Here is a 19,522-nt window from a genome sequence, read left to right on the forward strand (position 1 = left end):
TCAGTCGACCAGAACGCTCATGCCGGGGCGCGCGCCTTCGATCGGCTTGAGCGGCCGGGCGCGGACCTCGAAGGTGCGCACGTCGAAGCCCGCGCCGCCGCGCGTGGCGCGCCAGGTGGCGAAGTCGGGCAGCACGCCGCTGTAGTAGACCTTGAAGCGGGCGGTGCGCCGGTCCTCGGGCAGGGCGGGCAGGCGGGCGTCGAATTCCTTGTCGAGCGCGAAGCGGGCCAGCCGGTCTTCGCGCACGTTGAGCACCACCCACTGGTCGTTCAGGTCGACCACCGTGACCACGGCCACGCCCTGCGGCGAGAGTTCGCCGACCTTGGCGAGCACCTTGGCCACTTCGCCGCCGACCGGGCTGCGCAGCTCGGTCTCGGCCTTGGCGGCTTCCACCTCGGCGACCACGCCGGCCACCTGCCGCGCCTGCGCGTTGGCGGCGGCCTTGTCCTCGGGGCGGGCGCCGGTGCGCGCCATGTCGTACTGTGCCTTGGCCGCCACGGCGGCGTCGCGCGAGGCCTTCCAGTTGGCTTCGGCCTCGTCGCGCTTCTGGTCGGCCACGAGGCCGTCGCGTGCCAGGCCGTCGACACGGCGGAACGACGTCTGCGCGAGTTGGGCAGCGGTTTCGGCGCGCTGCCACTGCATGCGCGCCATTTCGATCTCCTGCGGGCGGGCGCCGTTCTGCGCCTTGTCGGCCACGGCCTGCGCGGCCTGCTCGGCGGCGGTGGCCTGCGCCAGCTTGGCGCGCACCTCGGGGCTGTCCATGCGCACCAGCAGGGCGCCGGCCTGGATGCGGTCGCCTTCCTTCACCGCCACTTCGGCGATGCGGGCCGTGACCTTGCCGGCCACATCGGTCTCGCGCGCTTCCATCTGGCCCTGGAACACCTCGGGCGCCGGCTGCGCGGCGCGCCAGAAGCCCCAGACGAGCAGCACCAGCACGAGCAGTGCGGCGGCGATGGCGATCAGTCGGCGGGTCTTGGCACTCATCATGGTCAGTTCACCTTCACGTCGGCGCGCGCGATGTAGTCGGAAAAAGTCTCGGACAGGCCCGCGCTCTCGAGCAGCTGCGCGAGCGCCTGCACGTAGTCGTTGGCGGCCTGCGCGCGTTCGGTCAGCACCTTGGCCTGGTTGGTCTCGGCGTCGATCAGGTCGAGCGTGGTGCTGGTGCCTTCGCGCAGCCCGGCGGTGCGCAGCTTGACCACCTCCTGTGCAAGCTCGACCGAGACCTTCATCTCGAGGTACTGGCGGCGCGCGTTGTCCAGCGCGCGCCAATTGCGTTCGACCAGCAGCGAGATGTCGCTGCGCGCCTGCAGGTCGGTGCGCTCGGCCTGTTCGACCTGCTTGTGCGAGGCGGCCGACAGCGCGTTGCGGTCGACCGAGTCGTACAGCGTCCAGCGCACGCCGAGGCCGGCCACCCAGTCGGCGTTGCCGCTCTTGATTTCGCGCGTGCCGAAGGCGATCACCTGCGGGCGGCGCAGGGCCTCTTCGCCCTCGTGCAGCTGCTCGGCCTGTGCCTTCTTGGCCGCGACCTTGCCCAGGCCCGGATGCCGCATGAGCGCCGCATCGATGAAGTGGCCGAGCGGTTCGATCGGCGCGCTGATGAGAAACAGCGGCGTCTGCGGCGTGACGCTGCCTTCGGCGCGCACCGTGCGCGCCAGGGCCACGCCCGCCAGTGCCGCGTCGTTCTCGGCCTTGCGGGCGTTGCGGCGTGCTTCTTCATACGCGGCGCTGGCCTGCAGCCGCTCGACGCGGGAAATGACGCCGGCCGCGAGCATCTTCTGCGCCGCCGCGTCGTGCTGGGCAATGGTGCGCTCGGCCTGCAGGCGCAGCGTGGCGGCGCGCTGCGCGAGCTGGGCGCCGAAGTAGCGCTGCACCAGCAGCGTGTCGACCTCATGGCCCGCCTGTTCGGCGTCGGCCTGGGCTTCGCGTGCCTGCGCCGAGACGAAGCCGCGCACCGCGTCGGTCGCGCCGCCCAGGTAGATCGGCCACACGGCCGACACCGAGGCGTTGGCGCCGGTGTCGTGGCGGTTCAGCGTGTAGCTGTTGGGCAGCTGCGGAATCGGCACGCGCGAGACGAAGCTCTGGATCGACGACGGCAGCGACGAACCGATCTGGCCGAGCTTCTGGTTGAGCGGGTCGAGGTCGAGGTTCAGGTTCGCGTTGTACGCATAGGCCAGCCCCGAGATGCTGACCACCGGCCCGCCCAGGCGCTTGACGCCCTCGCTCTGCAGTTCCTTGGCCTCGACGGCGATGCGCGCGGCGGCCAGCTTGTCGGAGCGCTCGACCATGCGCTGGCGCGCGGCGTCGAAGCTCAGCGCCAGCGTGGAGGTGGTGTCGCCGCGGGCCTGCTGCTGCGCGAAAGCCGCGCCGCCGATGAGGGTCGGCAACAGCAGCAGGGACAGAAGAAGGGCGAGGCGAGGTCGTGTCATCGGCATCAGGCGGTCTTGTGCAGCAGGGCGTCGAGCTCCTGCTGCAGGATCACGGGAAAGGCGGCCTGCACCGCCCCGGTGGCCAACGGCCGTGCTTTCTCGAGCAGCTGTGCGGCACGGCCGGCATCGAGGGTGTCGCCGGAAAGCAGGCTGTCGGCCAGCGTGCGCAGCCAGCGCCGCGCCACGGTGCGCAGCGTGCGCACCATGGTTTCCTGCATGCCGATCACCGCTTCGAGCGGCAGGCCCAGCGCGGCCAGCTGTTCGGCGACCTGGCCCAGCGCCGGGCTCAGCACCTGCACCTGGCCGTCGGGCAGCTCGCGCATGAGGCCGGCGCGGGTGGCGCGGCCGAGCAGGGCGGGTGTCATTTGGCCCTGCCACTTGGTGGCCAGCGCCTGGGCCGACACCACCACGGGCGTTTCTTCGGCGAACAGGCTGCCTGACACCGAGCGCGCCACGGCCAGCAGGTCGGGCCAGGTGGAGGCCGGGGCGCGCGTGAAGATGCGGCGGATCGCCTCGATGCCGAAGCCCTGTTCGCGCAGTTCGCGGATCAGCGCCAGGCGCTGGATGTGGTCAGAGCCGTACAGGCCGAGCCGGCCCTGCAGCCGCGGTGGCGGCAGCAGGCCACCCGTGGTGTAGGCGCGGATGTTGCGCACCGTGACGCCCGTGCGCGCCGCCAGGGCCTCGATGGAGAGGTCCTGCGGGGCCGTGGAATCGGGTGTGGCGGTGGATGCGTTCATGTGACAGTTTCAATGTTACATCGAAAATGTTGCATAAAACCAGCCCGGATCGCGCGGTCCAGGCGGGGCATCCTCAGCCCGGCTTGCGCTGCGCCGGGTCGTAGAAGAACTGTTCTTCGGCGATGCGCTCGCCGTCCCAGCGCTGCCAGGCGATCTCTTCCATGCGCATGCGCCCGCCGCCTTTGAACGTGAACTCGAAGATCCAGTGGATCCCGACATGGTCGCCGTTCACCAGCACCGGCCGCACGCAGGTCGACGCCACCGACTCGGTGCGCGCGAGCACGGCGCTTTCCTGTGCAACGAGCGTGCTGCGCCCGCGCCGCGGCTCGGCCTGGTTCTCGCGCATGGTGGCGTCTTCGGTGTAGAAATCTTCGATGACCTGGGCATGCGCGCCGCCTTCGACGGCGGCAATGAAGGCTTCGAGCCGGGCGGGCGTGGGCATGTCAGGACTTCACTTTCACTTCGACGCGGCGCGCTTCCGAGGCCGGCCCGTCGGCCTGCGACTGCTCGGGCTTGGCGAGTTCGATCTTGTCTTCGGGGGCGCCCGCCGCCTTGATGGCGTCGCGCACGGCCATGGCGCGCTGCTTGGCCAGCTCGGCGTTCTTGGCCGCGTCGCCGCTGGCGTCGTGGTAGCCGCTCACCAGCACGGTGCTGCCGCTCTGCACGGCCTTGATGACATCGGACAGCGCCTCCTTGGCATTGGGTGCGACCTCGGCGCTGGCGCTCGCGAAGTAGAACTTCACGATGCCGTTCTCGACCTTCACGGCGGCGGCTTCGGTGGCCCCGACGGCCGCCGAGGCGAGGGTGGCGGCCGGCGTGGCCGCCGGCGCCATCGCGGCGGGAGCGGTGGCAGCAGGCGGCGTCTCAACCTTGGTCGGCACGGCCGCTGCCGCATCGCCGGCGTGGAACTTGACCACCAGCGGCACGATCAGCAGCGCCACGATGTTGATGATCTTGATCAGCGGGTTCACCGCCGGGCCGGCCGTGTCCTTGTAGGGGTCACCCACGGTGTCGCCGGTGACGGCCGCCTTGTGCGCCTCGGAGCCCTTGCCGCCGTGGTGGCCGTCTTCGATGTACTTCTTGGCGTTGTCCCAGGCGCCGCCGCCCGTGCACATGCTGATGGCGACGAACAGGCCGGTGACGATCGTGCCCATCAGCAGGCCGCCGAGCGCCTTCGGTCCGAGCAGCAGGCCGACCAGGATCGGCACCACCACCGGCAGCAGCGAGGGGATCATCATTTCCTTGATGGCCGCGCCGGTCAGCATGCCCACAGCCTTGCCGTACTCGGGCTTGCCGGTGCCTTCCATGATGCCGGGGATCTCGCGGAACTGGCGGCGCACTTCTTCCACCACCGCACCGGCCGCGCGGCCCACGGCCTCCATGGCCATCGCGCCGAAGAGGTAGGGGATCAGGCCGCCGATGAACAGGCCCACGATCACCATCGGGTCGCTCAGGTTGAAGCTGATGTTCAGCCCGAAGCTCTCCAGCTTGTGGGTGTAGTCGGCAAAGAGCACCAGCGAAGCCAGGCCGGCCGAGCCGATGGCGTAGCCCTTGGTCACGGCCTTGGTGGTGTTGCCCACCGCGTCCAGCGGGTCGGTGATGTCGCGCACGCTGGCGGGCAGCTCGCTCATCTCGGCGATGCCGCCGGCGTTGTCGGTGATGGGGCCGTAGGCGTCCAGCGCCACCACGATGCCGGCCATGCTCAGCATCGACGTCGCGGCCACCGCGATGCCGTACAGGCCCGCGAGGGCGTAGGAGGCCAGGATCGCGATGCACACGAAGATCACCGGCCAGGCGGTGGAGCGCATCGACACGCCCAGGCCCGCGATGATGTTGGTGCCATGGCCGGTGGTCGAGGCCTGCGCGATGTGCTGCACGGGCTTGTACTGCGTGCCGGTGTAGTACTCGGTGACCCACACCAGCGCGGCCGTGAGCGCCAGGCCCACGAAGCAGGCGCCGAACAGCTTCAACTGGCTGCCGCTGGCGGCAATGGCGTTGTCCGGAATGATCCAGCTCGTGACGAACCAGAACGCGATCAGCGACAGGATGCCCGCCACCGCCAGCCCCTTGTAGAGCGCTGGCATCACGTTGACCATGCCCGGCGAGGCCTTCACGAAGAAGCAGCCGATGATCGACGCGATGATCGACACGCCGCCCAGCGCCAGCGGGTACAGCACCGCGTCCAGCGGGGCCGCCGTGACCATCAGCGCGCCCAGCACCATGGTGGCGATGAGCGTCACCGCGTAGGTCTCGAACAGGTCGGCCGCCATGCCGGCGCAGTCGCCGACGTTGTCGCCCACGTTGTCGGCGATCACCGCCGGGTTGCGCGGGTCGTCTTCCGGAATTCCGGCTTCGACCTTGCCCACCAGGTCGGCGCCGACGTCGGCGCCCTTGGTGAAGATGCCGCCGCCCAGGCGCGCGAAGATCGAGATCAGCGAGGAGCCGAAGGCAAAGCCGATCAGCGGATTGAGGATGGCCGCCAAGCTGTGGTCCGCCTTCGGCGCACTGCCGGCCAGGAACCAGTAGAAGCCCGTCACGCCCAAGAGGCCCAGGCCCACCACCAGCATGCCGGTGATGGCGCCGCCGCGAAATGCCACGTCGAGCGCCGGGCCGATGCCCTTGGTCGCGGCTTGCGCGGTGCGCACGTTGGCGCGCACCGACACGTTCATGCCGATGAAGCCGCAGGCGCCCGAGAGCACCGCGCCGACCACGAAGCCGACGGCCGTGGTCAGGTCGAGGAAGAGGGCGATGAGCACCGCGAGCACCACGCCCACCACCGCGATGGTGGTGTACTGCTTGGCGAGGTAGGCCGAGGCGCCGGCCTGGATGGCCGCGGCGATTTCCTGCATCCGGGCGTTGCCCGGGTCCTTGGCGAGAATCCAACTTCGGGCCCAGAAACCGTAGCCCACTGCCACCAGGCCGCAGACGATGGCAAGAATCAGGGGGGTGTTGCCGCTCATGCTTTGCTTCTCCATTCGTTCGTTGTGACTTGTGGAGACGGACAGCCTGGGCCCTGCGCGCAACGCGTACGGGACCATGTTCTCCGCCGCGTTGCTTCCTCGAAGCTCGCTGCACCGAAGGTGCGGAGCCGATTGGCCAACGCTTGCAATTTACAGGCAAAAACACACACGCGTGCGACCGGCCCGTGACACGGAAAGTAAACTCCGGGTTTGTCCCCATCCGTCTCATACTTTTCAACTACTCGAAAAACGTCATGTCCTTCGACAAAGTCTCCCCCGGCAAGAACGTCCCCGACGCCTTCAATGTCGTGATCGAAATCCCGATGAACGCCGACCCGATCAAGTACGAAGTCGACAAGGAATCGGGCGCGATCTTCGTGGACCGCTTCATGACGACGGCCATGTACTACCCCGCCAACTACGGCTACGTGCCGCAGACCCTGTCGGGCGACGGCGACCCGGTCGACGTGCTGGTGATCGCCCCGTACCCGCTGCTGCCGGGCGTGGTCGTGCCCTGCCGCCCCCTGGGCATCCTGATGATGGAAGACGAAGCCGGCGTCGACGGCAAGGTGCTGGCCGTGCCCACCGACAAGGTGCTGCCGATCTACAGCCACTGGAAGTCGGTCGACGACGTGAACCCGATGCGCCTGAAGGCCATCAGCCACTTCTTCGAGCACTACAAGGACCTGGAAGCCGGCAAGTGGGTCAAGGTGCTGGGCTGGGAAGGCATCGACGCCGCCAAGAAGGAAGTTCTCGACGGCATCGCCGCGTACAAGAAGTAATTTCTTTCGCTTGAAAGAAACGGCCTGGAGGCTCCGGGCCGTCAGCCCCGGACCGCATCCCCGGCCAGCCGCATCCACTCGCGGTTGACGCCTCGCGCATGCGCGTTCCAGTGGCGCGCCGCCTGCTGCAGCTCGTTCCAATGGCGCTGCGCACCGGCGGTGTCGCCTTGCTGCGCCAGCCACGCGATGTAGCGGGCGCGCGTTTCCACCGTGTTGTAGCTGCTCAGCGCAGCCTCGAAGGCTTCGCGCGCTTCGGGCGTGCGGCCCTCGGCGGCCAGCGCGCGGGCGTTCAGCACGGCGACCTCGTCCTTGCGGTAGTCGTCGCGCGTGGCGCGCAGGCTCTGCAGCGCCTGCGAGGCTTCGCGGGCCGAGGCCGGGCTGCCTTCGGCGACCAGTGCGCTGGCCAGGCCGAACTGCAGCTCGGGGTCGGAGGCGAAGGGGCCTTTCAGCGCGTCGCGGTAGTGCCCGACGGCGTCGGCCGCCTGGCCGCGGTCCAGCGCAGCCTTGGCCAGGCGCAGTTTGTTCTGCGCCGTGGGCGCGAGGTCGTAAGCCTCGGCGGCGGCGCGGTACTCGCGCTCGGGGTCGATGAAGCCGATGGCCGCGTTCGCCACCTTGCCCGCGGTGCGCTGCATGCGCGAGGCCGGCAGGTACTCGACCACGAAGTACACGATGCTGCCGAGCAGCGGAAAGCTGAAGAGGATGATGAGCCAGTACATCTGCTTGCCGTGGCGCATGGCATGCACGGCGAAGTACAGCGCGATGAGGATGTGCAGTCCCAGTCCGACGAATGGCATCGGTGCTCCCTGTGTGTTGTGTATGGTTGTTTGAGTGCCGGGCGGCTTTATAGCAGCCCCCGGCGCTCCCGCGCCGATCAGGTCGCCTTGAACGGGCTGCGCTCGCCGAGGTGGTCCATGTAGTTCTCGATGCCGGCACCTTCGCGCTCGAGAAAGCGCTCGACCGCATCGGCGAACGATGGGTGCGCGAGCCAGTGGGCGCTGGTGGTGCGCACCGGCATCAGCGCGCGGGCCATCTTGTGCTCGCCCTGCGCGCCGCCTTCGAAACGCACCGCGCCGTGCGCGATGCACCAGGCGATGGGCTGGTAGTAGCAGGCCTCGAAGTGCAGGCAGTCGACGCGCTCCAGCGCGCCCCAGTAGCGGCCGTAGGCCACCAGCGGCTGGGCTTCATCGGTGGAGAGCGCGATCAGGCTGGTCGCGATGGGGCGCCCGTCGCGCTCCGCCACGAACAGCAGCCACGCCTCGGGCAGCGTGTCGGCCATGCGCTGGAAGAAATCGCGCGTGAGGTAGGGCGGGTTGCCGTGCTCGCGGTAGGTGCGTTCGTAGCAGCGGTAGAAGAAATCCCAGTCGGCGGCGGCAATGTCGGTGCCGCGCGACCAGCGGAAGCTGATGCCGGCCTCGGCGACCTTGCGGCGCTCTTGGCGGATCTTCTTGCGCTTGTCGTGCGAGAGGCTGGCGAGGAAGGTGTCGAAGTCGGTGTAGCCGGGTTGCGTGTTCGTCCAATGAAATTGCACCGTGTGGCGCAGCATGAGCCCGGCTTCGGTGCACGCGGCGATGTCGGCGTCGGCGCCGAACAGCAGATGCAAGGACGAAAGTTCCTGTTCCTTGCAGACGGCCACCAGCGCTTGCACCAGCAGCGTGCGGCTTTGCGCGTCGCGTGCCAGCAGCCGGGCGCCCGGCACGGGCGTGAAGGGCGCCGCCACCACGGCCTTCGGGTAGTAGGCCAGCCCGTGCTGTTCGTAGGCGTTGGCCCAGGCCCAGTCGAACACGTACTCGCCATAGGAATGGTCCTTGAGGTAGAGCGCGCAGGCGGCTTCGAGCACCTCGCCGCGCCACAGCGTGACGAACTGCGGTGTCCATCCGCGCTCGGGCGAGGCGCTGCCGCTGTCGTGCATCGCCGCGAGGTATTCGTGGCGCATGAAGGGCGAGGGCTCGGGCTGCGCGGCGAGCAGGGCGTTCCAGGCTTGCGGGTCGATGTCCGACGGCGACGCCAGAACCCGAATGACATAATCGTTCAAGCCTTTTTCTTCCTTCTGTATGACGCTCAAGCTCGCCATCGCGCAACTCAATTTTGTGGTGGGCGACCTCGTCGGCAATGCGCAGAAGATCGTCGGCGCCGCACGCGAGGCCTACGCGCAAGGCGCGCGCCTTCTGCTGACACCCGAACTCTCGATTGCCGGCTATGCGGCGGAGGACCTGTTCCTCCGTCCTGCCTTCACCGAAGCCTGTGATGATGCCGTGAAAGGCATTGCCGCCGCGCTGGCCGACCTCAAAGACATGGTCGTGGTGGTGGGGCATCCCAGCGGCGGCAGCCTGCGCAGCCGATCTGTGGCCGTGCAGCTGCGTCACAACGCGGCCAGCGTCCTCAAGGAAGGCCGCATCCTCGAAACCTACGCCAAGCGCGAGCTGCCGAACTACCAGGTGTTCGACGAGCGCCGCTACTTCACGCCGGGGCAGGGCACCTGCGTGTTCGAGGCGGGCGGCGTGTCGGTGGGCCTGCTGATCTGCGAGGACGCCTGGTTCGACGCGCCGGCCGAGCTGGCGCGCGCCGGCGGTGCCGAGGTGCTGGCGGTGATCAACGCATCGCCGTACCACGTGGGCAAGGAAGGCGAACGCGTGGCGCGCATGGCCGACCGCGCACGCGCCGTGGGCCTGCCGCTGGTCTACGCACATCTGGTGGGCGGGCAGGACGAGGTGGTGTTCGACGGTGCCTCGTTCGCGCTGCAGGCCGACGGCGCGCTGGCCGCGCAGGCCGAGAGCTTTCGCGAACGGCTGGTCTTCATGGAGCTCGCGCGCGGGGCGCAGGGCGGCGTCGCCGTCGTGGCCGACCCGTCGGCCATCGCCGCGCCGCGCGACGCCGAGGCGCAGCTGTGGGACGCGCTGGTGCTCGGCGTGCGCGACTACATCGGCAAGAACGGTTTTCCGGGCGCGATCCTGGGGCTGTCGGGCGGCATCGACTCGGCGCTGGTGCTCGCGATCGCGGTGGACGCGCTGGGCAAGGACAAGGTCCGCGCGGTGATGATGCCGTCGCCCTACACGGCCGACATCAGCTGGATCGACGCGCGCGACATGGCCGGCCGGCTGGGCGTGCGCTATGACGAGATTTCGATCAAGCACACCTTCGAGTCCTTCAAGGCCGCGCTGGCCGGGGAGTTCGCGGGCCGGCCGGAAGACACGGCCGAGGAGAACATCCAGGCCCGCATCCGCGGCACGCTGCTCATGGGGCTGTCGAACAAGTTCGGCGCCATCGTGCTGACCACCGGCAACAAGAGCGAGATGGCCACCGGCTACTGCACGCTCTACGGCGACATGGCGGGCGGCTTCGCGGTCATCAAGGACCTGCTCAAGACCACGGTGTTCGCGCTGGCGCGCTGGCGCAATGCCCACGACCCCTACGGCACCGGGGCGGCGCCGATTCCCGAGCGCATCATCACGCGGCCCCCGAGCGCCGAGTTGCGCCCCGACCAGACCGACCAGGACAGCCTGCCGCCGTATGACGTGCTGGACGGCATCCTGGCACGCTACATGCAGGACGATGAAGGCATCGACGAGATCATTGCCGCGGGCTACGACCGCGCGGTGGTCGAGCGGGTTGCGCGGCTCATCAGGATCAACGAATACAAGCGGCGCCAGGCGCCCGTAGGCATCCGGGTCACCCACCGAAGCTTCGGCAAGGATTGGCGTTACCCTATCACCAGCAAGTTCAACGAAACCGCCGGAGCACAAAAACCATGAAGCAGATCACCGCCATCGTCAAACCCTTCAAGCTCGAGGACGTGCGCGAAGCCCTCGCCGAGGTGGGTGTCACCGGCCTCACGGTGACCGAGGTCAAGGGCTTCGGCCGCCAGAAGGGCCACACCGAGCTGTACCGCGGCGCCGAGTACGTGGTCGACTTCCTGCCCAAGATGAAGGTCGAAGTGGTCGTCAACGAGAGCGACGTGGAGCGCTGCATCGAGGCCATCGTGAGCTCGGCGCGCACCGGCAAGATCGGCGACGGCAAGATCTTCGTGACCGAGGTGGAGCGCATCGTGCGCATCCGCACCGGCGAAGAAAACGAAAACGCAGTCTAGAGCTCGCCCCCAGGCTTCGCGCACTTCGTGTCGCTTCGCCAACCCCCTACCGGGGGCAACACCTGCGGCCCGGCAAAGCCGGTTCCGCGGTGTTCGCTGGAATGGAACCCCGAGGCTCTTGGGGTTTTCGGGTCAGAGGTTTTCTGAGAGCTTGTCGTCGCGGGGGTGCAGGGGGACTTCGGCGCGCAGCGCGGTCAGCAGCTCAGGCACGTCGGTGCCGGTGCGCACCAGGTCCATCTGCCATTCGCCCATGAAACCCTCGCGCACGCTGTGCGCCAGGAAGCCCAGCAGGCCGTCGTAGTAGCCGGCGGTGTTGAGGATGCCGGTCGGCTTGTCGTGGTAGCCGAGCTGGCGCCAGGTCCAGATCTCGAACAGTTCTTCAAAGGTGCCGATGCCGCCCGCCATCGCGAGGAAGGCGTCGGCGCGCTCGCCCATCATGGCCTTGCGCTCGTGCATGGTGTCGACGACGTGCAGCTCGTCGCACAGGGGGTTGGCCAGTTCCTTGTCGACCAGGGCCTTGGGGATGATGCCGACGACGCGGCCGCCGGCTTGGCGGGTGGCCTCGGCCACCGTGCCCATCAGGCCGGTGCGGCCGCCGCCGTAGACGAGCTGGCCATCGTGGCTGCCGATCCACTGGCCCACGGCCTGGGCGGCCTGGGAAAACTCGGGGCGCTCGCCGGGGCGCGAGCCGCAATACACGCAAATCGAAAATTCAGGGGTCATCCTGCGATCATGCCGCAGGCGGCGGACCCGCTCATGACACGAAGCGTTGCCACAGGGCCGCGGCCCAGATGCCGCCGCACAGCGTGAGCGACAGCAGGACGGCGGCGCTGCCCATGTCCTTCGCACGCTTGGAGAGGTCGTGCCATTCGGGGCCGATGCGGTCGATGGCGGCTTCCACCGCCGTGTTGAGCAGCTCCACGATCATCACCAGGATGGCGCTGCCGGCGAGCAGCGCCACCTCGACCCAACTGCGCCCGAGCCAGAAGGCGGCCGGGATCATCAGCATCGACAGGATGGCTTCCTGGCGGAATGCCGGCTCGCTCCAGCCGGCGCGCAGGCCGTGCAGCGAGATCAGGGTGGCATGCCAGACGCGCTCGAAGCCCTTGCGGGCCTTCTGCGGGTTCACGGCGGGGTCGGGCAGGGCACTCATTGGCGGCTCATCGGCTTGGAGGTGATGAGCCGCGTACCGGCCCAGGCGTCGTGCCAGAACTGGCGCTCGGGGTGAAAACGGGCCAGCAGCGCCCAGATGGCGACCCAGCCGAAGATCAGGACGGTCGACTCGCCGCCCGACAGCTTGAACGGGGCGATGGCGGCCAGCGGCGGCAGGAACCAGACCCAGCTCAGCAGGTAGCGCGCCAGTGCGCGGCCCTGGCTGACGGGCCGGCCGTGGCGGTCGACGATGCGGATGTTCCAGGTCTTCATGGCCAGCGTCTGGCCCTTGGCCCAGAACCAGACGAAGTAGACGCCGAACACCACGAAGAGGAAGGCCTGCAGCAGGTGCCGCCGTTCGTCCATGGCGTCGCGCATCTGGCCCAGCGTGCTGAACAGCCAGCCGGACACGAAAACGACCGCGAACAGCAGCATGCCCTCATAGAGCCAGCAGGCCATGCGCCGCCACAGGCCAGGCACCGCGGGAGCGTTGGGGGTGGATAAAGAGGGCGAGGCCGATTGGCCGGGTCCCGAGGCCTCGGGCGAACTGGAAACCATCGAAACCTTCGGTCAGGGGGCGGAGGACGAGGCCGCAGGCGCCGTGGCCGCGGACGGCGCTGGCACCTGGGCTTCGGCGGGCACCGGTGGCGGCGTGAGGCTGCTCGGTGCCGACGCCGCTGGAGCGACGACGGTGCTGGCCGGCATGGCAGGGCGTTCCACGGCGGCAGGCGGCGTCGCCGGCGAACTCACCACGATGGCTGACGGCGGCAGCACGGGCGTGGGGGGTGTGGCCGGCACGATGCGGGGCGTGTGCTGTCCGGGCGGTGTGACGGCCGGCACAGGCACGAGTTTTTGCGACGAGACCGGGCGAACCGGCAAGGCGGCGCCGCGGGGCTTGGGCGGGGCACTCTCGGCGAGCTTGCGTTTTTCTTCTTCGCTCAGCGCCTGGTACTGCTCCCACTTGAGCTTGCGCTCGTCGGCAGGCACGCGCTTGACCTCGGCGAAATTCAGGCGGGCCTGGGCGCGCTGCTGGTTGCTCAGCGCCGCCCATTCGATCATGCGGCTGTGCAGCGTGACCTGGTCGTCGGCGGGCATGTTCGCGTAGTTGCGCGACAAGGCCAGCCACTTGCGCTTCTGGCCGGCGTTCAGCGTGTTCCAGTGCGAAGCCAGCGGCTTCAGGGCGTGCTGCTGCTCATTGCTCAGTTCGTTCCACAGGGGCTTGGTCGTGGCAACGGCCTTGGGGCTTGCCGCGCCATTGGTGGCTGCGGCGTGCGTGGCGGGCTTGGCGGTTTCGGGCAGCGTCTGTGCATCGGCCAGCGTCAGGCCGAAGGCAGCGGCTGCCAGCGCACCCGCCCAAACGACGGCGCCCGCCGGGAGCGGGCGCAACGGAAGCAGGGCTTTCGCACGGGAAACGGAGCGGCGTCGCATTCGGTCGGGCAAGGTGTTCAGTCGGAGGCGCTGTCGGACTTCAGGAATTGGGCGAAGCCGGGATCGGTGTAGGCGGCGGGCGGCAGGTCGCCCGTCAGCAGGGCCGAGTCGACCTCGGCGAGTTCGCTGGCGCGGTCGTCGTCCTGCAACACGCTGATGGTGATCAGGCCGGCCACCAGGGCGATCAGGGGCACCACGGAACCGATGCGCGTCCACCAACTGCCGCCCAGCGTGACCGTGTGGCCCGACTGGACCGCCACGGGCGCCGTGCGCAACTGCGGCGCCTGCTTGCGCGCGGCCACGGCCTGCGAACGGGCAACGCGCAGACGCTCGCTGATGTCGTGCGGCAACGCTTGATTGCCGTCCGACAGCCGGGCCGCCAGCCGTTGGCCGAAGCGGTCTTCTGCTGCGCTGGATTGAGAGGTTGGAACCTTAGTGTTCATAGCGATATTCCCTTGGCCTTGAGCGCCTTGCTCAGAGCGTGGACAGCTCGCGAACAATGGGTTTTGACGCTGCCCTCGGAGCAGCCCATTGCGGCGGCCGTCTCTGCGACGTCCATTTCCTCCCAGTAACGCATCAGGAAAGCCTCGCGTTGACGGCCGGGCAAAGCCGCGATCTGTTCTTCGATTTCGTGAAAGACCTGGCTGCGGCGGGTGGTGTCTTCGGCGCTCTCCGATTCTCTGGAGTCGGTTGGCGAGACGAAGTTCTCCAGCAGGTCGAAATCTTCGCCGTTGTCGGCCGGTTCGAAGTCGCTCAGATTGGAAAAAAGGGCGCGGCGGGTCTTCTGGCGGCGGAACCAGTCGAGCGTGCAGTTCGACAGGATGCGCTGGAACAGCATCGGCAGTTCCTCGGCAGGCTTGTCGCCGTAGTGCTGGGCCAGCTTCATCATGCTGTCCTGCACGATGTCCAAGGCCGCTTCTTCGTCCCGCACGTGATAGACCGAGCGCTTGAAGGCCCGTCGTTCGACGTTTTTCAGGAAGTCGGAGAGTTCGTGTTCAGTAGCCAAATGAGAGGGGGCGGCGGGACGCGCCGCGTGGGGAGGGTGTTTGGCGAACGCTCATGTTTTTATGCCGCGGATTATGCCTTTGTGCCAAGACAGGGCACCTGAAGCGAGTCTGAACGCGCCGGTAGTGTCATAATCCGCCTTGCAAGTCAAAAGGCAAACGGGTCACGGTCCGGCGGAACATCAGTCCGCTCATGGCTTTGGCCTCAAGTCCTGGCGCGGCCCCACAAGGGCTGGCAAGGGGCACCCAAGGTTTTTCGTTCCCGAAAAAACACAAAGGTTGATCATGGAAATCTCGAAGGCGGAACTCGCTTCCGCAGCAGCCGCGTCCTCTGGCGCCGGCAACACCACGCAAGAACTCATGGGCGCTGAAGTGCTGGTCAAGGCACTGCAGGCCGAAGGCGTCCAGTACATCTGGGGCTACCCGGGCGGCGCGGTTCTCTACATCTACGACGCGTTCTACAAGCAGGACACCATCCAGCATGTGCTGGTGCGCCACGAGCAGGCTGCCGTGCACGCAGCCGACGGCTATGCACGCGCCACCGGCGAAGTCGGCGTGGCACTGGTCACCTCCGGTCCCGGCCTGACCAATGCGGTCACCGGCATCGCGACGGCGTACATGGACTCGATCCCGATGGTGATCATCTCCGGCCAGGTGCCGACGGCCGCCATCGGCCTCGATGCCTTCCAGGAGTGCGACACAGTCGGCATCACGCGCCCCATCGTCAAGCACAACTTCCTCGTCAAGGATCCGAAGGATCTGGCCATGACGATGAAGAAGGCCTTCCACATCGCACGCAGCGGCCGTCCCGGCCCGGTGGTGGTGGACGTGCCGAAGGACGTTTCCTTCAAGAAGATTCCGTACAGCGGCTATCCCGACAAGGTCGAGATGCGCTCGTACAACCCGGTGCGCAAGGGCCACGGCGGGCAGATCCGCAAGGCGCTGCAACTGCTGCTGGCGGCCAAGCGCCCGTACATCTACACCGGCGGCGGCGTGCTCTTGGGCAACGCCACGAACGAACTGCGCACGCTGGTCGACATGCTGGGGTACCCCGTCACGAACACGCTGATGGGCCTGGGCGCCTATCCGGCGAGCGACCGCAAGTTCCTGGGCATGCTGGGCATGCACGGCACCATCGAAGCCAACAACGCGATGCAGAACTGCGACGTGCTGCTGGCCGTGGGCGCGCGCTTCGACGACCGCGTGATCGGCAACCCGAAGCACTTCGCGCAGAACGAACGCAAGATCATCCACGTCGACATCGACCCGTCGAGCATCTCCAAGCGCGTGAAGGTCGACATCCCGATCGTCGGCGACGTGAAGGACGTGCTCACCGAGCTCATCTCGATGATCCGCGAGAGCACCACCAAGCCCGACGCCGGCGCGCTGGCCGACTGGTGGAAGACCATCGAAAGCTGGCGCTCGCGCGACTGCCTCAAGTACGACCGCGACAACAAGGACGTGATCAAGCCGCAGTTCGTGGTCGAGACCCTCTGGAACATGACCAAGGACGCCGACACGTACATCACGTCGGACGTCGGCCAGCACCAGATGTGGGCCGCCCAGTACTACCGCTTCGACGAGCCGCGCCGCTGGATCAATTCGGGTGGCCTGGGCACCATGGGCGTGGGCATTCCCTACGCCATGGGCATCAAGCTCGCCAAGCCCGACTCGGAAGTGTTCACCATCACCGGCGAAGGCTCGGTGCAGATGTGCATCCAGGAACTCTCGACCTGCCTGCAGTACAACACGCCGATCAAGATCTGCTCGCTCAACAACCGCTACCTGGGCATGGTGCGCCAGTGGCAGGAGATCGAATACTCCGGCCGCTACAGTCACAGCTACATGGACGCGCTGCCCAACTTCGTGAAGCTCGCCGAGGCCTATGGCCACGTCGGCATGCTGATCGAGCGTCCACAAGACGTGGAGCCGGCGCTGCGCGAGGCGCGCAAGCTCAAGGACCGTACGGTGTTCATGGATTTCCGTACCGACCCCACCGAGAACGTGTTCCCGATGGTCAAGGCCGGCATGGGCATCACCGAGATGCTGCTGGGTTCCGAAGATCTCTGATCCGGAACATTCGTTCGTTCAACCTTTACTGACGAATCTATTGCCCGCCAAGCCCGCGCATTACCGTGCACGGGGGAGGGCGGCGAAAGCGAAAGCTTCCGCGTAGGCGAAAAGAGGAGTCACGCCAACATGAAACACATCATTGCAGTGCTGCTGGAAAACGAGCCGGGTGCTCTTTCCCGCGTGGTGGGCCTGTTCTCGGCCCGTGGCTACAACATCGAATCGCTGACCGTCGCGCCGACCGAGGACGCAAGCCTCTCGCGCATGACCATCGTCACCAACGGCTCGGACGACGTGATCGAGCAGATCACCAAGCACCTGAACCGCCTCATCGAGGTCGTGAAGGTGGTCGACCTGACCGAAGGCGCCTACACCGAGCGCGAGCTCATGATGGTGAAGGTGCGCGCGGTGGGCAAGGAACGCGAGGAAATGATGCGCATGGCGGAAATCTTCCGTGGCCGCATCATCGACGTGACCGACAAGAGCTACACCATCGAGCTGACTGGCGATCACGGCAAGAACGACGCTTTCCTGGAGGCGATCGACCGCGGCGCCATCCTCGAGACGGTGCGCACCGGCGCCAGTGGCATCGGACGTGGCGAACGCATCCTGCGGGTCTGACACCATGATTCGGAGCTCAGTCGCTGCCCGTTCGGGCTGAGCTTGTCGAAGCCTCCGCGCGAGCGGGGACTGCATTGAGCCCTTCGACAGGCTCAGGACGAACGGCACAACAACACACTGCAACTCGCTTATCTATCTGGAGAACATCATGAAGGTTTATTACGACAAGGACGCGGACCTGAGCCTCATCAAGGGCAAGACGGTTGCCATCATCGGCTACGGCTCGCAAGGTCACGCACACGCGCAGAACCTGAACGACAGCGGCGTCAAGGTCGTGGTCGGCCTGCGCAAGGGCGGCGCTTCGTGGGACAAGGTCGGCAAGGCCGGCCTGCAGGTCGCTGAAGTCGCTGACGCCGTGAAGTCGGCCGACGTCGTCATGATCCTGCTGCCCGACGAGCAGATCGCCGCCGTCTACAAGAACGACGTGGCCCCGAACATCAAGGAAGGCGCTTCGCTCGTCTTCGCGCACGGCTTCAACGTGCACTACGGTTTCGTGCAGCCGCGCGCCGACCTCGACGTGTGGATGGTCGCTCCCAAGGCTCCGGGTCACACCGTGCGCGGCACGTACACGCAAGGTGGCGGCGTGCCGCACCTGATCGCGGTGCACCAGGACAAGAGCGGCAAGGCGCGTGACCTCGCGCTGAGCTATGCCACCGCCAACGGCGGCGGCAAGGCTGGCATCATCGAGACCAACTTCCGCGAAGAAACCGAGACCGACCTGTTCGGCGAGCAAGCGGTTCTGTGCGGCGGCACGGTCGAGCTGATCAAGGCTGGTTTCGAAACGCTGGTGGAAGCCGGCTACGCGCCCGAAATGGCGTACTTCGAATGCCTGCACGAGCTGAAGCTGATCGTCGACCTGATCTACGAAGGCGGCATCGCCAACATGAACTACTCGATCTCGAACAACGCCGAATACGGCGAGTACGTCACGGGCCCGCGCATCGTGACCGACGAGACCAAGAAGGCCATGAAGAAGGTCCTGCAGGACATCCAGACCGGCGAATACGCCAAGAGCTTCGTGCTCGAAGCCGCTGCCGGCCAGCCGGTGCTGATCAGCCGCCGTCGCCTGAACGCTGAGCATCAGATCGAAGTCGTCGGCGAAAAGCTGCGCGCGATGATGCCCTGGATCAAGAAGAACAAGCTGGTCGACCAGACCCGCAACTGATCTTCAGAGGCAAGAGCCAACAGGGTGCTTAGGCACCCTGTTTCGGAGGGCCACCCGTCGCGGTGGCCCTTTTGTTTGAAGGGGAGTGCACGGGTCCCCTGAACTACACTGCGAAGCATGCGATTCACAGACCAAGATGCTATCGAATGGATAGCTGATCGGGCAGTTCCCACGAGGGACGGAGGCCAATTCAATGCATGACGACACCGTCCCCGACGACGCGCAACCGCGCAAGCGTCGCAAGGGCATCTACATCCTGCCGAACCTGTTCACGCTGGCGGCGTTGTTCGGCGGCTTCTACTCGGTCGTGATGGCCATGAACGCGCGCTTCGACCTGGCCGCGCTCGGCGTGTTCGCCGCGATGGTGCTCGACAGCCTCGACGGGCGCGTGGCCCGCATGACCAACACGCAAAGCGCGTTCGGCGAGCAGATGGACTCGCTGTCCGACATGGTGTCGTTCGGCGCCGCGCCCGCACTCATCGCCTACGAGTGGTCGCTCAAAGGCCTCGGACGCTGGGGCTGGATCGCGGCCTTCGTGTACTGCGCCTGCGCCGCGCTGCGGCTCGCGCGCTTCAACGTCAACACCGGCGTGGTCGACAAGCGCTGGTTCCAGGGCCTGCCGTCGCCGGCGGCCGCGGCATTGGTGGCGGGCTTCATCTGGCTCGTCAACGAATGGGGCAAGCGTGGTGGCGAGGTGCTGTACCTCTCGTGGACGCAGATCACCTGGGTCACTTTTGCCTTCACGCTGTACGCGGGCCTCACCATGGTGACCAATGCGCCGTTCTACAGCTTCAAGGACATCCAGATGAAGAAGAGCGTGCCCTTTGTCGTGATCGTGCTGATCGCGCTGGGCATTGCGGTCATCAACATCCATCCGCCGACCGTGCTGTTCAGCCTCTTCGTGGCCTATGGCCTGAGCGGCTACGTGGTGTACGCATGGCGCAAAGCCAAGGGCCAGCCGGTGAGCGTGATCAGCACCTCGACCGAAGAGCCCGACGAGCGGGGGCTGCACAACTGAAGAAGCCCCGGGCCTTCACAGGCCCGCGAAGGCTGTGCTACATTCGCAACCCTCATGACCAAGATTTCGCTGCTG

General features: G+C 67.1%; 20 protein-coding genes. 7 read left to right on the forward strand and 13 right to left on the reverse strand.

Annotated elements, in window-relative coordinates; genetic code table 11:
- The 5 genes from AC07XP_RS06980 to AC07XP_RS07000 form a co-directional block, all read right to left on the reverse strand.
- Positions 1-987 (reverse strand): HlyD family secretion protein, encoded by a 987-nt coding sequence (locus AC07XP_RS06980; protein ID WP_495264202.1) that lies wholly within the window; start codon positions 985-987, stop codon positions 1-3.
- Between the two features lie 2 nt (positions 988-989).
- Positions 990-2,426 carry a TolC family protein gene (locus AC07XP_RS06985; protein ID WP_495264203.1) on the reverse strand — a complete coding sequence of 479 codons (1,437 nt, stop codon included), beginning with the start codon at positions 2,424-2,426 and terminating at the stop codon, positions 990-992.
- Positions 2,427-2,431: 5 nt separating this feature from the next.
- Positions 2,432-3,163: a MerR family transcriptional regulator gene (locus AC07XP_RS06990; protein ID WP_495264204.1), complete on the reverse strand. Its 732-nt coding sequence runs from the start codon at positions 3,161-3,163 to the stop codon at positions 2,432-2,434.
- Between the two features lie 73 nt (positions 3,164-3,236).
- Positions 3,237-3,605 (reverse strand): nuclear transport factor 2 family protein, encoded by a 369-nt coding sequence (locus tag AC07XP_RS06995; RefSeq protein WP_062481424.1) that lies wholly within the window; start codon positions 3,603-3,605, stop codon positions 3,237-3,239.
- A gap of 1 nt (position 3,606) precedes the next feature.
- Positions 3,607-6,123, reverse strand: a complete 2,517-nt coding sequence (locus AC07XP_RS07000; protein WP_495264205.1) for a sodium-translocating pyrophosphatase — start codon at positions 6,121-6,123, stop codon at positions 3,607-3,609.
- Between the two features lie 254 nt (positions 6,124-6,377).
- Between AC07XP_RS07000 and ppa the strand changes: the two genes are divergently transcribed.
- Entirely contained in the window at positions 6,378-6,905 is a 528-nt protein-coding gene (gene ppa / locus AC07XP_RS07005; protein WP_007834256.1) for an inorganic diphosphatase, read from the forward strand.
- 41 nt (positions 6,906-6,946) lie between these two features.
- On the opposite strand, the gene AC07XP_RS07010 is transcribed toward ppa, so the two are convergent.
- On the reverse strand, positions 6,947-7,699 hold the full coding sequence (locus tag AC07XP_RS07010) for a hypothetical protein (protein ID WP_447744682.1): 753 nt from the start codon (positions 7,697-7,699) through the stop codon (positions 6,947-6,949).
- A 77-nt stretch (positions 7,700-7,776) separates the two neighbouring features.
- A complete protein-coding gene (locus AC07XP_RS07015; RefSeq protein ID WP_495264206.1) occupies positions 7,777-8,937 on the reverse strand; it encodes a GNAT family N-acetyltransferase in 1,161 nt (386 codons plus the stop codon).
- Between the two features lie 19 nt (positions 8,938-8,956).
- Here AC07XP_RS07015 and AC07XP_RS07020 point away from each other — a divergent pair, with 19 nt between their 5' ends.
- Complete coding sequence (locus tag AC07XP_RS07020) at positions 8,957-10,654, forward strand: NAD+ synthase (protein ID WP_492676825.1); 1,698 nt, start codon at positions 8,957-8,959, stop codon at positions 10,652-10,654.
- A complete protein-coding gene (locus AC07XP_RS07025; protein WP_056580191.1) occupies positions 10,651-10,989 on the forward strand; it encodes a P-II family nitrogen regulator in 339 nt (112 codons plus the stop codon). Before AC07XP_RS07020 ends, AC07XP_RS07025 begins: the two co-directional genes overlap by 4 nt.
- 132 nt (positions 10,990-11,121) lie before the next feature.
- Here AC07XP_RS07025 and AC07XP_RS07030 read toward each other — a convergent pair whose 3' ends face one another.
- Genes AC07XP_RS07030 through AC07XP_RS07055 form a run of 6 tightly spaced genes read right to left on the reverse strand, consistent with a single transcriptional unit; the run spans position 11,122 to position 14,575 of the window.
- Complete coding sequence (locus AC07XP_RS07030) at positions 11,122-11,712, reverse strand: LOG family protein (protein WP_495264207.1); 591 nt, start codon at positions 11,710-11,712, stop codon at positions 11,122-11,124.
- Positions 11,713-11,743: 31 nt separating this feature from the next.
- On the reverse strand, positions 11,744-12,142 hold the full coding sequence (locus AC07XP_RS07035; protein WP_062481435.1) for a diacylglycerol kinase: 399 nt from the start codon (positions 12,140-12,142) through the stop codon (positions 11,744-11,746).
- Positions 12,139-12,699 (reverse strand): RDD family protein, encoded by a 561-nt coding sequence (locus AC07XP_RS07040; RefSeq protein ID WP_495264208.1) that lies wholly within the window; start codon positions 12,697-12,699, stop codon positions 12,139-12,141. The genes AC07XP_RS07035 and AC07XP_RS07040 overlap by 4 nt, the downstream gene beginning before the upstream one ends.
- A gap of 12 nt (positions 12,700-12,711) precedes the next feature.
- Complete coding sequence (locus tag AC07XP_RS07045) at positions 12,712-13,527, reverse strand: DUF3106 domain-containing protein (RefSeq protein WP_369646839.1); 816 nt, start codon at positions 13,525-13,527, stop codon at positions 12,712-12,714.
- Positions 13,528-13,586: 59 nt separating this feature from the next.
- Positions 13,587-14,012 (reverse strand): DUF3619 family protein, encoded by a 426-nt coding sequence (locus tag AC07XP_RS07050; protein WP_062478060.1) that lies wholly within the window; start codon positions 14,010-14,012, stop codon positions 13,587-13,589.
- The gene (locus AC07XP_RS07055; RefSeq protein WP_062478063.1) at positions 14,009-14,575 is read right to left on the reverse strand and encodes an RNA polymerase sigma factor; all 567 of its coding nucleotides are present in this window, start codon (positions 14,573-14,575) and stop codon (positions 14,009-14,011) included. Before AC07XP_RS07055 ends, AC07XP_RS07050 begins: the two co-directional genes overlap by 4 nt.
- Positions 14,576-14,858: 283 nt before the next feature.
- Here AC07XP_RS07055 and AC07XP_RS07060 point away from each other — a divergent pair, with 283 nt between their 5' ends.
- From AC07XP_RS07060 to pssA, 4 genes are all read left to right on the forward strand, one after another.
- Positions 14,859-16,643 carry an acetolactate synthase 3 catalytic subunit gene (locus AC07XP_RS07060; RefSeq protein WP_062478065.1) on the forward strand — a complete coding sequence of 595 codons (1,785 nt, stop codon included), beginning with the start codon at positions 14,859-14,861 and terminating at the stop codon, positions 16,641-16,643.
- A 129-nt stretch (positions 16,644-16,772) separates the two neighbouring features.
- Entirely contained in the window at positions 16,773-17,264 is a 492-nt protein-coding gene (gene ilvN, locus AC07XP_RS07065) for an acetolactate synthase small subunit (RefSeq protein ID WP_062478068.1), read from the forward strand.
- Between the two features lie 148 nt (positions 17,265-17,412).
- Positions 17,413-18,429 (forward strand): ketol-acid reductoisomerase, encoded by a 1,017-nt coding sequence (gene ilvC, locus AC07XP_RS07070; protein WP_062478069.1) that lies wholly within the window; start codon positions 17,413-17,415, stop codon positions 18,427-18,429.
- Between the two features lie 193 nt (positions 18,430-18,622).
- The gene (pssA, locus tag AC07XP_RS07075) at positions 18,623-19,447 is read left to right on the forward strand and encodes a CDP-diacylglycerol--serine O-phosphatidyltransferase (RefSeq protein ID WP_062478071.1); all 825 of its coding nucleotides are present in this window, start codon (positions 18,623-18,625) and stop codon (positions 19,445-19,447) included.
- Positions 19,448-19,522 lie beyond the last annotated feature (75 nt).

Source organism: Variovorax sp. GW531-E2 (genome assembly GCF_059423125.1).

What these genes read in the sequence shown, in the direction of transcription:
- AC07XP_RS06985 (WP_495264203.1), bottom strand. Translation starts at nt 2,426, where the DNA reads ATGACACGACCTCGCCTCGCCCTTCTTCTGTCCCTGCTGCTGTTGCCG.
- AC07XP_RS06990 (WP_495264204.1), bottom strand. Translation starts at nt 3,163, where the DNA reads ATGAACGCATCCACCGCCACACCCGATTCCACGGCCCCGCAGGACCTC.
- AC07XP_RS06995 (WP_062481424.1), bottom strand. Translation starts at nt 3,605, where the DNA reads ATGCCCACGCCCGCCCGGCTCGAAGCCTTCATTGCCGCCGTCGAAGGC.
- AC07XP_RS07020 (WP_492676825.1), top strand. Translation starts at nt 8,957, where the DNA reads ATGACGCTCAAGCTCGCCATCGCGCAACTCAATTTTGTGGTGGGCGAC.
- AC07XP_RS07000 (WP_495264205.1), bottom strand. Translation starts at nt 6,123, where the DNA reads ATGAGCGGCAACACCCCCCTGATTCTTGCCATCGTCTGCGGCCTGGTG.
- AC07XP_RS07025 (WP_056580191.1), top strand. Translation starts at nt 10,651, where the DNA reads ATGAAGCAGATCACCGCCATCGTCAAACCCTTCAAGCTCGAGGACGTG.
- ilvC (WP_062478069.1), top strand. Translation starts at nt 17,413, where the DNA reads ATGAAGGTTTATTACGACAAGGACGCGGACCTGAGCCTCATCAAGGGC.
- AC07XP_RS07010 (WP_447744682.1), bottom strand. Translation starts at nt 7,699, where the DNA reads ATGCCATTCGTCGGACTGGGACTGCACATCCTCATCGCGCTGTACTTC.
- pssA (WP_062478071.1), top strand. Translation starts at nt 18,623, where the DNA reads ATGCATGACGACACCGTCCCCGACGACGCGCAACCGCGCAAGCGTCGC.
- AC07XP_RS07030 (WP_495264207.1), bottom strand. Translation starts at nt 11,712, where the DNA reads ATGACCCCTGAATTTTCGATTTGCGTGTATTGCGGCTCGCGCCCCGGC.
- AC07XP_RS07060 (WP_062478065.1), top strand. Translation starts at nt 14,859, where the DNA reads ATGGAAATCTCGAAGGCGGAACTCGCTTCCGCAGCAGCCGCGTCCTCT.
- AC07XP_RS07035 (WP_062481435.1), bottom strand. Translation starts at nt 12,142, where the DNA reads ATGAGTGCCCTGCCCGACCCCGCCGTGAACCCGCAGAAGGCCCGCAAG.
- ilvN (WP_062478068.1), top strand. Translation starts at nt 16,773, where the DNA reads ATGAAACACATCATTGCAGTGCTGCTGGAAAACGAGCCGGGTGCTCTT.
- AC07XP_RS07050 (WP_062478060.1), bottom strand. Translation starts at nt 14,012, where the DNA reads ATGAACACTAAGGTTCCAACCTCTCAATCCAGCGCAGCAGAAGACCGC.
- AC07XP_RS06980 (WP_495264202.1), bottom strand. Translation starts at nt 987, where the DNA reads ATGATGAGTGCCAAGACCCGCCGACTGATCGCCATCGCCGCCGCACTG.
- ppa (WP_007834256.1), top strand. Translation starts at nt 6,378, where the DNA reads ATGTCCTTCGACAAAGTCTCCCCCGGCAAGAACGTCCCCGACGCCTTC.
- AC07XP_RS07040 (WP_495264208.1), bottom strand. Translation starts at nt 12,699, where the DNA reads ATGGTTTCCAGTTCGCCCGAGGCCTCGGGACCCGGCCAATCGGCCTCG.